Annotated in this window: 5 protein-coding genes and 2 pseudogenes; 2 read left to right on the top strand and 5 right to left on the bottom strand. The window is 61.2% G+C overall.

The window, feature by feature from the left end:
- Window positions 1-325 precede the first annotated feature (325 nt).
- Window positions 326-2,458: a lytic transglycosylase domain-containing protein gene (locus QM780_RS02425; RefSeq protein WP_415068889.1), complete on the top strand. Its 2,133-nt coding sequence runs from the start codon at window positions 326-328 to the stop codon at window positions 2,456-2,458.
- A gap of 23 nt (window positions 2,459-2,481) precedes the next feature.
- On the top strand, window positions 2,482-3,447 hold the full coding sequence (locus tag QM780_RS02420; RefSeq protein ID WP_415068888.1) for an alpha/beta fold hydrolase: 966 nt from the start codon (window positions 2,482-2,484) through the stop codon (window positions 3,445-3,447).
- Here the strand turns inward: QM780_RS02420 and QM780_RS02415 are convergent.
- The 5 genes and pseudogenes from QM780_RS02415 to QM780_RS02395 form a co-directional block, all read right to left on the bottom strand.
- The gene (locus QM780_RS02415) at window positions 3,387-5,177 is read right to left on the bottom strand and encodes a hypothetical protein (protein WP_415068887.1); all 1,791 of its coding nucleotides are present in this window, start codon (window positions 5,175-5,177) and stop codon (window positions 3,387-3,389) included. The two genes, QM780_RS02420 and QM780_RS02415, sit on opposite strands and share 61 nt — an antisense overlap.
- Window positions 5,178-5,347: 170 nt before the next feature.
- On the bottom strand, window positions 5,348-7,444 hold the full coding sequence (locus tag QM780_RS02410; RefSeq protein ID WP_415068886.1) for an OmpA family protein: 2,097 nt from the start codon (window positions 7,442-7,444) through the stop codon (window positions 5,348-5,350).
- Between the two features lie 390 nt (window positions 7,445-7,834).
- Entirely contained in the window at window positions 7,835-8,875 is a 1,041-nt protein-coding gene (locus tag QM780_RS02405) for a siroheme synthase (RefSeq protein WP_415068885.1), read from the bottom strand.
- Window positions 8,876-8,965: 90 nt separating this feature from the next.
- Window positions 8,966-10,111 (bottom strand): annotated as a pseudogene (locus QM780_RS02400) (cytochrome c); the annotation flags it as partial.
- A gap of 188 nt (window positions 10,112-10,299) precedes the next feature.
- A pseudogene (locus tag QM780_RS02395) lies at window positions 10,300-12,451 on the bottom strand (molybdopterin cofactor-binding domain-containing protein).

The raw sequence follows: 12,451 nt of genomic DNA, 5'->3' as shown, positions 1-12,451 counted from the left end.
TGCGGCACCCCTGCTCGATCGGGAAATCAACGTCGAAGGGCTCACGCCAAAGGGCGATGGGCCACGGTCTTGCCGCACGCATCTGCCAATCGTCCGGCCCGAACCGCTTGCCTCAACATGCATAATTCCGCTTAATGCAGGGTATCGTTGCGAGCGACGCAAGCGCCATAACATTAGGCGCTCGTAAAGCTTGCCGCAAGGTCGGGGCGAGTAGGGCGTTTTACCCAATGGGGAGCAATGCGACTAAGCCTCAATTCCAGAACGCGAATTCGCTCTCTTCCCAGCGCCCGCTGCCGATTGGCCGCGCTGCTCGCCCTGATCGGCTGTGCCCTCGTCACGACCCCTTGCGAAGCCGAATCTGCGATGGGGCGCGTCCCGGCTCCCCAGCCCCAAGCCGCCGAGAGAGATCAGGCCGCCAAGCTCGAATTCGGCACTCGGGCCGCTGCTCTCTCTTTCGGCCGACCCGGGCGACCTCGCAGCGCTCCGTGACGCCGCCTCGGCTGTCCGCTCCAAGGATCTCGACGCTTTCGCCGATGCAAAGAAGAAGATCGGCGATCCCGTCGGCCGTATCCTCGCCGACTGGATGCGTCTGCGCGCGGGCCTCGGCGAGCCTGACGAGTTCCGCGCATTCCTCCGCGACCACCCGTCCTGGCCCGATCGCTCGACCATCACCGAAGGCTTCGAGGAAGCCGTATTCCGGCGCGGCGGCAACGCCGCAAAAATCAAATCGTATTTTGCAAACGGAAAACCCGACACGGGCGCCGGATATGCCGCTCTCGCCTCCGCAAATCTGGCTGACGGAAACACCCAGGAAGCGCGTAGGCTCGCATCCACGGCTTGGCGGGAAATGGACCTTCCGCCGGAACTGGAAAACGGTTTTCTCGATCGCTTCGGAAGCCTTCTCTCCCCCGCCGACCACAAATGGCGCTTCGATCGCCTCGTGACCGATGATGTGCGCTATGCCGGAAACCGCAAGGATCGCGCCGCACTTGCAAAGCGCCTGATCCCTCTGCTTCCCACCGGCGAGCAGAAAAAGGCGGCCGCGCGTCTCGCCGTCTTCAACAAAGCACCGAATGCCCAGGCTTTGATGAACGCGTTGCCGGCGGGAAGCCGGGACGATGCCGGCCTTGCTTTCCATAAAGAGCAGTTGCTGCGCAAAGCCGGAAAGATCGAGGAAGCCGCCGACATCATCCTTTCCATTCCCCCCAACCCAAAGAAGATTGCCGCCCTCGACGAATGGTGGGCTGAGCGGCGCGAACTCGCCTACGGCGCATTGAAGCTGGGCAATCCAAAACTTGCCTATGATCTCGTCAAGGACGCCGGCCCGCTGACGGTCAATCCGCGCAAAGAGCAAACCTTCCTGGCCGGATGGATCGCATTTCGCTATCTGAAGAAGCCCGCGCTTGGCGCCCGGCATTTCAAGGACATGTCCGCCGCCGCTGACGGGCCCTTGAGCCGCGCCAAGGCTGCCTATTGGCTTGGCCGTGTCGAAGCCGCGCTAGGCAACAAGGCCGCCGCCTCCGAACAGTATCGCATCGCAGCCAAGAACCCCGATACGTTCCACGGCCTGCTCGCAATGCAGATGCTCGATCCGGGACGAACACGCTTAGAAATCACACCGCCCGCTTATCCGACCGCCGCCCAAATTCGCGCGCTGACCTCATCCGATATCGCCAAAGCCCTTGTGCTCGCGCAGAAGGCCGGTCTCTCGCGCGAAATCACCCGCACGTTCCTCGCCGGATTGCGCAATGCATCGCCGACCGAAGCCGAGGTCGGCATGGTGGCCTATCTCGCGCAAGAACTCGGCGATCAGCAGATGTCGCTTCGGATCGCAAAGATCGCCATCGGAAAAGGCCAGAACCTGCTGACCTACGGTTATCCGCTTAAATCCTTCCCCGGCTATGCGCCTCTGCGCGCACCTCCGGAATTGCCGTTCCTTCTCGGCATCGCGCGCCAGGAAACCGAATTCAATTCCCAGATCGTCTCCGGCGCCGGTGCCCGCGGCCTCCTGCAGGTCATGCCGATGACGGCACGTCACGTCTGCAAGGATTACAAAATCAAATGCCAGATCCCACGGCTTCTGTCGGACACCCAATATAACGTCATGATTTCGTCGGCCTATATCGGTGATCGGATGGATGAATTCGGCGGATCCTACGTGCTGGGGCTTGCAGGTTATAACGCAGGGCCCGGCCGGGCGCGCCAATGGATCAGGGAGTTCGGAGACCCGCGCGATGCGAACGTCGATCCGATCGACTGGATCGAACGCATTCCGATCACCGAAACGCGCGAGTACGTCACCAAGGTTCTGGCCAACATTCAGATCTATCGCGCGCGCCTCGGCATGAAGAATCCTCTTCGCCTGCAGCAGGACATTGTGCGCGATCGCGGCGATTCCAAAGTTCCAAACGATAACGATCAGGGCGAAGGCGTCGCCGAATCCAATAGCGACGGCTGATCCGAGAAGCGAGGCACGGCATCATGGCGACAGTGCAGGAATTCGAAGATATCTACTTCACGGGCTTCGACGGTTTGCGCCTTTATGGCCGCCATTACCGACCAGAGGTCGCATCCGGCGCCCGGCCCGTCGTCTGCCTCGCCGGGTTGACCCGCAACAGTCGCGATTTCCACGATATCGCCTTGGCGCTGACCAAGGGGCCCAAGCCGCGTGACGTCTTCACCCTCGATACACGCGGGCGAGGCCATTCGGAATATGACCGCGATTGGAAAAACTACGCAGTTCCGATCGAAATGCAGGACGTCATCGATTTCATGATGATGCTCGGCCTTCGTAACGCCGGCATCATCGGAACCTCGCGCGGCGGCCTTATCACCATGGTGCTCGCTGCGGCTCAGCCTTCACTCGTCGGCGCGGTCGTCCTGAATGACATCGGCCCCGTCATCGATCCCGAGGGGCTCGCGCGCATCGCCGGGTACGTCGGCCGCATTCCCCTTCCGAAGAACTGGGCCGATGCCGCGCGCATCGTCGGCGATCTTTTTCGCCGCGATTTTCCCGACGTATCCGATGCCGATTGCGAGGCGATCGCGCGCCAACTCTTCAATGACAAAGATGGCAAACCCGTCAGCGGCTACGACCCGAAGCTTGCAAAATGTCTCTCCGCGCTCGATGGCCCGATACCGAAGCTATGGCCTCAGTTCGAGGCGATGAAACGCATCCCCGTTCTCGTTCTGCATGGTGCAAACTCTGATCTTCTGTCCGACAAAACCGTCGAAGAAATGCGCCAGCGCCATCCCAGGCTATCGTCGCATACGGTTCCGGCGGAAGGCCACGCGCCGCTATTGCGTGACGAACCGACAATCTCGGCGGTTACTTCATTCTTCGCCGAAACGGATGAGCCGACCGACGGATTTCGCAGCGTGCCCGCTCAACTTTCTCGGCTCGTATCGACTTCGCCTCTGTCGACGCGCCGGGAAAACTCGGTCTGACCGCCGCTCGCGAGAATTCGCGCTTGCTCCACCCAGCTCTCGCGTTCGATGCGGCCTTTGAATTCCAGCATCCGGCTGACGCGATCGATGTCGCCGCTGGTCCAATTTGCGATTTGCTCGTAACGGCGAATGCCCATGGCATTGAGGCGTTTCTCGATGAGCACGCCGATCCCGCGGATGCGCTTCAAGTCGTCGGACGGGCCGTCTCCGCCCGTCTCCGGGGCAGGATTTTCCTTCGCAATCTCAACCGTCGCGGTTGCCATTTCCTTTTCTCGGATGGCATCGGTGATCCGCGCCGGCATCGAGATTTTCGGATCGACCTTCGAAAGCGGCGAAATCGGCTCGATCGGCTTTAATCCGCGTGTGACGCTCGCCGATGCCGCCGCGATTGCAGCAGCGGCCGCCGCCGCCATTTCCGCGACTGACCTGCCTTGGCTGGCAGCCGCGACACCGGACGGTTCCTCCGTCTGAAGCGCTGTTCCCGTTGCGGGCGCGGACGACGGTTGCGCTTTGCTTTCCTGGGCGACGGACGGTTTCGTCTGATCGGCGCTTGCGCTCTTCTCCGCATCCAACGGTGCCGCGCGTGTACTGAGCATCGCCTTGCGGTTCCGCGAATAGTAGGTTTCGCCGCCTTTCGCCAAAATCTGCGCTTGCTCGACCCATTGTTCCCTGTCGATCCGTCCGGGAATCTCGAGTTCCTGACCGATGCGCTTGATGTCTGACGCGCCCCAACCGGCGATGTGCTCGAAGTACGTCACGCCGCGCGCCTTGAGCTTCTGCTCTATGTCACTATCGATGGCGCGGATGCGTTGAAAGTCGTCGCCGCCTTCGATCAATGCCGCCGGGACAACAGGCGCTTGGACCACGGGCTTGGATTCGCGCGCGGGTTCCGGCTCGATCACCTGCGGGGGCTCGGACTGGGCAGGTTCCTCCGGTGTATCGTCCGTCGCATGTCCGAAAACATCCTCGGTCGTCTCATCGAGGAACTTGGGCTCGTCGGCATGGGCTGAACCTTCCGACGGAATGTCTTCTGGCTCGCTCGTCGGCGTTTCCTCGTCGCTCTCTTTGACAGGCGAGCGCCGCAGCGATCCAATTCCGGGCATGCCGACCGACGCCGCAGCAGCAGCTTTGGCTGCCGCGACCGCACCTGCCGCCGCAGCCGTCGTCGCATCGCGCAATCTTGCCGCCAAGCCGCCTTTGCGTGGTTCCGGCTCCGGCGCGGGCTCGACTTCAGGCTCTTCCAAATCTGGAATGTCTGCCGCAGCAGCAGGTTCTTCCTGAATTTCCTCGACCGGAGGCGGCGGCTCAGGCGGCGGCGGCACGTAGATATCGGTCACGGGAGGCAGAACTGAAGGCCGGATTTCTGCGATCGCGATCCTGGGTACGCCTTCGTTCGGACTGGGCCCAAGCAGAGCCCGCTCGAACCGCGACGGATCGAGCACGGCCGGCAGCGGGCGCGGTTCCGGACGGCGCAACACTTCGATCTTCGGCTGCACGGGATCGATTGCCCGCGGCGCGACCTGTTGAAGGGAAGGCTGCATCACGCGCGGATGAATAGGTTGCGGCGGAACGACGACCGGAGGAACATCGACTTGGCCCGGGGCCATCGCGTGCGCCGGCACCTCGTCATGCGTGCCGAAGAATGCACGTTTCACGACGCAAGCGACAAACGCGCCCAAAAAATACGACGCAAGCAACAACAGGAATGTTTGCAGCAACAGATACGTCATATCGGCCCTAATGAAATTCCACGTGTCACGACCTCGAAAGCAGCAGGCCGCGAGAAATCCCTAATTTTCCCTGCACGATATCCAGCCGGTCGCAAGCCCGAGCGCGAACGCGAGCGCGATCCACCAGATCAACTTCACGAACAGATAGTCCATCGTTTGATCCCCGCTCCTCAATTGACCCTGACGGTGAATTCAATACGCCGGTTCTTTGCCCGGCCTTCCTGTGTCGAGTTATCGGCAATCGGCCGCGTGGCGCCGTATCCGATTGCCGACAGCCGTCTCGGGTCGACACCGTTCTGCGCCAGGAAATCGGCGACCGCTCGCGCACGCCGATCGGAGAGCCGCTGGTTGCGCTCATCCGTTCCCTCGGAATCGGTGTGGCCCTCGATCTCGATTTTAAAGCTCGGGCATTCGTTCGCAATCTGAGCAAGATCCCGAAGCGTCTGCGTGCTGTCCGACGTCAGGTCGGCTTTGGCGCGGTCGAAGTTGATCGTCCCTTTCGCCGACGCCTGACGCATGAGCGTCTGACAGGAATCGGCGGCCTTTTCCTCGGCCGACATCACCGTGATCTCATCGCGGCTCTTGAATCCCGGTGGCAGGTCGGTCGAAAGAACGCTGCGGATATCGTTCGCGACCCGATCGCTCTCGGCCGCCCCCTTGATCACCAATTCCTTGCCGGCGATCGACACTTCGCCGTTTTTCAGCCGAGCCATCTCCTGCAAGCCGAGATGTGCCGCCGACGACCACGGTTCCGAGGAAGCCCCGACGATCTTCATGTTGTCCGTTACGCTCGAGCCGGCGAAGATCTGTTGCGCAATTTCGACCAGGCGCAGACGAGAGGCATCATCCGGTGCTTCGCCGCCGATCGTCACCATACCGTTCGGTTCACGCATCGCCTTCCAATCGAGATCGGTTTTCATCTGCCCGGTGAAGGTAATGTTTGTTCGCGTTTCGCACGTCTGGCCCGCGGCCGCCTTGACGTCGCCGGGAACCGATTGCGACGCTGCATAATCATCCGTGCTGCCCAATACCTCCAAGACCCGATCGGTCAAGATCGACTTGCCTTTCTTGAGGCGAGGTAGAGACGAAAGACCGGCGACGACGCATTGCTGCCAGCCGTCGGGCGCACCCGGCGCGACCTGCGTTTTGTCGTTGACGCGGCGCCCGGGAAAGCGCGCGCCGATCGCATCGATAAGCGCACCCCGCACCGCTTCGCTCGGTACCATGCCGACGAGGTCGAGAGACGTCCCATCGTTCACGATACCCATAACGTAACCGCCGCTCGGAAGCGAAAGGTCCGGTCTCGGAAAGCTGATACGCTCGCTGATACGGAAATTCTGCGGCACCTCGAGCTTCAGCGTCCTTTTGACGGTCGCTGCCGTCTGTTCGTCGGGCGCCTCACCCGAGAACGCCATGTCGCGATCCGTAATCGCCACATCGCCGGACCGCAGTTGCGCCAGTTGATCAAGCGCCACGGACGTGGCCTTGAGCCAACCTTCCGGTGCCCCGGCTCCAATGTCGGAATTGTCGGTGATCGTCATGCCGCGAAACAGCGCTTTCGCACGCGCGTGCGTGCGTTCGCGATCGTCATCCGCCGGGGAAAAGCCCGTAATCGCGATTCCCGCTCCGCTCTTTTTTACGCCCCAAACGAACGGCTTGACCAACGGCGGCGTAATATCCGAGCGCACCAAGCGAAGACCTGCCGGCCGCCGTTCAGACAGCGCTTCCCGCACATCGCGATAGGCATCCGGCGTCTTTGCCTCTCCCGAAATCGACAGATCGAGCATGGCGAGGTCAGCCCGCCCGCGTTTGAGTTCCGACAGGTTTTGCACGCTGAAGATCGCACTCGCGAGCCAGGCGTTGCGATCGATCGAACCGCGCGCCAGGCTCATGCCGTCGGAGATGCTCGCTCCGCGAAATGCATTTTGGGTGGCCGCAAGAAGCGCTCGCCGTGCATCCTCGGAGGGCACGTCGCCAGCCAACTGCACCCGGCCGCTGTCGGCCATCACTGACCATCGGTAGTTGGCGACACTTTCCAGAAGCTCCGACCGGTCGCCGACGACGCGGACGCCCCAGACCTTCTCAATGCGCGCCAATGCCGCCGCCGGATCGCGTTCTTCCGGCGCCCGGCCCGTCACGACCGCGTCGCGACCGACGAAATGCAGATTAGCCCATCCGAGCCCGGATCGGTGAAGCGCATCCCTGGCCCTGTTCGTCAGGTCGAACTCGATCGGACCTTGCTCGAACTGAACCGCAACCCAGCTCAAAATTGCAATCGGGACGAGTCCCAAAAGCCAATATGATGGATTGCAGCGCATACGCACGCAACTCCGAATTCCTACCGACGTCTCGCTGCCGCGGAACGACCAAAACTCAACCTTTGGGGAAGCAATGCGCTAACCCGCCCAGCATGGCAAAACTCTGATCCGAGCGGACCCCCGAACTTCAAGTATAGACAAGAGGACTGGCCATTCCAAGCCAAGGAGAGCGCCGGCATATCCATATAAGTTGCTGATAAGAAACTGTTTTATTCGATCTTAGTCGAACCGACCACACCGTGTGGCTTCAGGGCCGCGCAAAGCGGTTGCTCGCATCTCTTCACGGCAAGGCGATGGCGGATAATGCGAATTGTGCTCGGGATCACGCTTCCGGACCGGTCAGCTATTGGGACGCGACGAACGAACGGCGACCGAAACGCCCGCAGAACGCAAGGCATCCGCTTCCCTGTCCGGTTGCATGACGCCGTCCACCAAAAGCCTGAGGCGCACGCAGCGGCGCCCTCCGGTCTGCGCCTCGATCAAATGAAGGATGGCAGCCGACAAACCTTCCTCGCCGCGAGAAACAGGATGCCGTCGCGCTTCCCGGCGAGCGAAATCCATCACTTCGGCCGACACGCCCTCATCAAAAAAGATATCGTCGGCTGAGCGCAGCGCTCGTACGGCCCCGAGAGTCAGAGCGTCGGCATCGTCGCCGATGTCGATGATCACGACTGGTTCCACCGCACCGTTGGCAGGACTATTGACGAACAACGCTTCTATATCGCGCTCGGAGGGGCTCCGTTCGGCGTTACGAAGCGCAAGTTCGCTGAAACGCTGCCAGAAGCGCCGTTTCTCGCCCGGCGCCTCAACGGACGAACTCCCCCGCCTCCTCAAATCGCGAGCCGCCACCGCCCAAAGTCGGAAAGTCTCGGGCAGCAAACTTTCAATCGACGATCGAATGGCCTGCCCAAAGACCGGCGCGGCGCCATCGGTCGATATGCCGACGATCAGGGGCGAGCGATTGACGATCGCGCCAAACTGGAAATCGCACAATGCCGGCCGGTCGACGACGTTCACCGGCACGCCCGCAGCCCGCGCCGCATCCGCGAATGCCGCCGCTTCCCTTTCGTCCGCGAATGAGCCCACCGCAAGCGCCGCGTTCCGCAGATCTTCCGGCTGCCAACACCGATTGGAGAGGACGATCTCGCCGTTCGCGGGTATCCCCGACAATTGAAAGAATTCTTGCGCGAAAGTCTCGGCGAAGACCTCGACCAATGCCCCGGCTGCCGACAGAAGATCCGCCTTCCAAAGCGCCGGCTCGCTCCCCCCAACGAGGACCACCCGCTTGCCATCGAGCTTGAAGAAGACGGGCAGATTGGCAAGCGGCCCGATGCGCGAACCCAAACTCTGCGGCGCTGCCGTTTGCTCACTGTCCGACATGGAAACTCAAAGCTTTACCCGCAGCGTCAAGCTGCAATGCTTCGAGGTTCCTAGCCACCAAATCCCGGCAGAACAAGATTATTCGTCGGCCTACTGCGATGCCTGCTTGCCGATGGTCTTGATCTCGCCCGCGGTGATGTTGGACTTCGCGGCACCAAATCTCGCGGTGACGTAATTGGCGACAGCCGCGATCTCTTCGTCCGAGTATGCGCCCCCGAACCCGGGCATGGTCACGACGCCGTTCGGGGTGTGCCGCGTCACGCCCCAAATGATCGCCTGGGCAACGTTGCGCGCGGTTGGATCGTTAACCGTCCGGCCCCCGACAAAATCGGCATACGTAAGGATAGGGCTTTTGCCGGACCAGCCATGACACGCCGCGCACGCCCCCGCGAAGATCTTGGCGCCGCGGGCATTCTCGTCGATCTCATGGCCGCTCGGGAACGACGATGCCAGCATCGTCTTCGGCAAAGGTAGAGACGTATCGGCGATCGCCGGGATCGTCTTCAGATAGCTGACCAGCGCATTGATATCGTCGGACGTCATATGACGAAGACTCATATCGATCGCTTCGCCCATCGGACCCGAAGCGGTTCCCAAGCCCTCGACGTGTCCATGGGCGAGGAACTTGGCTGTGGTCTCCGCATCCCAGCTGCCGATGCCGGACACGCCGTCCTGAGTTATGTTGTAGGAACGCCATCCCGCAGTCACTGCACCAGCAAATTTCTTTTTGTTGTTCACCGCTTGCAGCAGATTGCGCGGCGTGTGGCATTCACCGCAGTGGCCTAGCGCTTCGGCAAGGTAGGCGCCGCGGTTCCACTCGGCACTCTGGTTCGGATTGGGGCGATATCGTTCGTTGCTATTGTAGAAGAACGACCAGAATGCCATCAGCCAACGCTGATTGAAGGGGAATGCCAGCGTATTCACCGGCGTTTCCTGGCGCACCGGCTTCAGGCTGAACAGGTATGCTTTGATCGCGAGCGCATCATCGTCCGTCAGCAGCGTATAGGATGGATACGGAAACGCCGGATAAAACCTGGACCCATCCGGCGCGATCCCTTTGTGAATTGCATTGAGAAAATCGGCATCCGTCCAGTTCCCGATGCCGGTTTCCTTGTCGGGCGTGATGTTGGGAGAATACATCGTGCCGAACGGCAGCTTGAACGCCAACCCTCCAGCATAAGGCACCCCGCCTTTCGCCGTATGACAGGCTTCGCAGTCTGCCGCCCGAGTCAGATACTCGCCACGAGTGACCACATCCGCACTGGCGAGACTTGCCGGCACGCCGGTCGGACTGCCCTCCTTGTAATCAGCAAGCGCGACCGTCCCTCCGCCGACGAACGCCGTCGCACCAGGTACGTAGATGATCCAGCCCGCGATAACGCAGGCGACGGCAGCGAGCGCCACAAGAATCCAGACAGCGCGCTTCATGCCGGCTTTCTCCCGGCGAGCGAGTTGCGATCGATAGGAAGCCGAGTTCAAGCGGACTCCTGTCGCCGCGAAAAGTGCATTTGTAAGGGCGGGAGGCGCTGACGCCGTTCCGACCTCGCCAATTCCGCCCGGATGCTCAGTGCTCGGTATCAGATGCACCTCGATCTTCGGCGCTTCATTGATGCGCAGCATGCGATAGTCATTGAAGTTGCCTTGCTGCACCCGGCCTTTTTCGATGGTGATTTCGCCGAACAGCGCGGCGGTTAAACCGAAGATCAGCGCCCCCTGAACTTGCGCGACGATCGTGTCGGGATTGACAGGAATTCCGGTATCGAGCGCCGTCACCAAACGATGAATGCGGATCTCTCCGCTTTCGTCGACCTCTGCCTCGCATACCGTCGAAAGGAAGGTTCCCCAGGCATTTTGCGCCGAGATTCCGCGCCCCATGCGGGGCGAAAGCGGTGCACCCCAGTTACCTTTTTCAGCAGCCAGCTGAATCGCGGCCTTGAGGCGCGGATTGCCATCGAGATGCTTCAACCGGAACGCAACCGGATCGACCTTCTCGCGATGCGCGATATCGTCGATGAAATTCTCGATCGTAAAGACGTTGTTGTTCGGACCTACACCCCGCCAAAAGCCGGTTGGGACCGCGGGCGGCTCGGCGCGAACATAATCGATTTCCTGGTTCGCAAAGCCGTACGGCTGATCGATGGCCGCATCGACGGCATCGATGTCGATGTTGTTCTTGTAAGCTGGAGGCAGCCACCGGGCGATGACGGCCGATCCGGTAATGCGATGCGACCAGCCGACGATCTTGCCATCCTTCACGCTGGCCGAGACGGTGTTGTGATACACGGGACGATAGACATCGTGCTGCGTGTCTTCTTCTCGCCGCCATGTCACTTTGACGGGCGCGTCGACCTGCATTGCAACCAGCGCCGCCCTGACCGCCATATCCTGGTCGAGACGACGTCCGAAGCCGCCGCCGATGTAGAAATTGTGAACTGTTACCTTCTCGACCGGCAAACCGACGGTCTTCGCCACATCCTCTTGCACGCGCCCGACGACCTGCGTCCCGATCCAGACTTCACACGCGTCTTTGGTGTAGTGAACCGTGCAATTCAGCGGCTCCATCGTCGCGTGTGCAAGCAGTGGAAGCTCATAAACGCCCTCGTACCGCGTGCCATCCGCGAACGCGGCTTTGACGTCTCCCACCTGCTTTGCGACCGCAGCCTGTCCCTTGCTCGCGGCGCGCAACTCATCCCAAATCTGGGCTGAATTGACGCTGGCATTCGGACCTTCATCCCAGGTGATATTGAGCGCGGCGAGGCCGCGCATCGCGGTCCACGTCGTGTCGCCGATCACTGCGACGAAATCGTCATGTGCGACGAATTTCTCATACCCTTTGATGGTCTTCGCATTGGTGTCATCGACGTGTCCGACCTTGCCGCCGAATACCGGACACTGCGCAATCGCAGCGAACTTCACGCCCGTCGGCATGGCGTCGATGCCGTACTGTGATTTCCCGTTTGTCTTGTCCGGCGTATCCTTGCGCTTCACCGGCTTGCCGATGAGCGTGTAATCCTTCGCCTCCTTGAGCTTCGGATTGGCGACGGGCTTCATCGTTGCCGCAAGCGACGCGATCGCACCGTATCCGACCTTGCGACCACTCGCATCGTGGATCACTTCGCTGTTCGATGTTCGGCAAGTCGACGGCTCGACGCTCCATTGCTGAGCGGCAGCCTCGACGAGCATCGCACGTGCCGACGCCCCCGCCTTGCGCAGAGGATCCCAGAATGCCCGGACTGACGTCGAACCTCCGGTCGCCTGCACGCCGAAGATCGGATTGATATACTCCTTGCCCGGCGGCGCGTGCTGCAGCACAACCTTGGCAAAATCCGCATCAAGTTCGTCGGCCAGGATCATTCCGATGGTCGTGTAAATGCCTTGCCCCATCTCGACCTGCGGCATGACCAGCGTAATGACATCGTCGTCGCCGACGCGAATGAACGCGTTGGGCGCGAACGTATCGCTTGCGGCACGCGCGACCGGCAGTCTGAAGCTGTAAAGCAGAACACCCGCCGCGCCGGCCTTCAAAAGATCACGCCGCGAAAGGCCGCGCGATTCGGCAATAGAATTTGCTCGCAT

The sequence above is a fragment of the Hyphomicrobium sp. genome (genome assembly GCF_047600905.1).
Classification (GTDB): Bacteria; Pseudomonadota; Alphaproteobacteria; order Rhizobiales; family Hyphomicrobiaceae; genus Hyphomicrobium_B.
The sequence above is the reverse complement of the archived record's forward strand: the minus strand, read 5'-3'. Positions and strand labels throughout refer to the sequence as shown.

Coding starts and splice junctions, on each gene's coding strand:
- QM780_RS02420 (WP_415068888.1), top strand. CDS start 2,482: ATGGCGACAGTGCAGGAATTCGAAGATATCTACTTCACGGGCTTCGAC.
- QM780_RS02415 (WP_415068887.1), bottom strand. CDS start 5,177: ATGACGTATCTGTTGCTGCAAACATTCCTGTTGTTGCTTGCGTCGTAT.
- QM780_RS02405 (WP_415068885.1), bottom strand. CDS start 8,875: ATGTCGGACAGTGAGCAAACGGCAGCGCCGCAGAGTTTGGGTTCGCGC.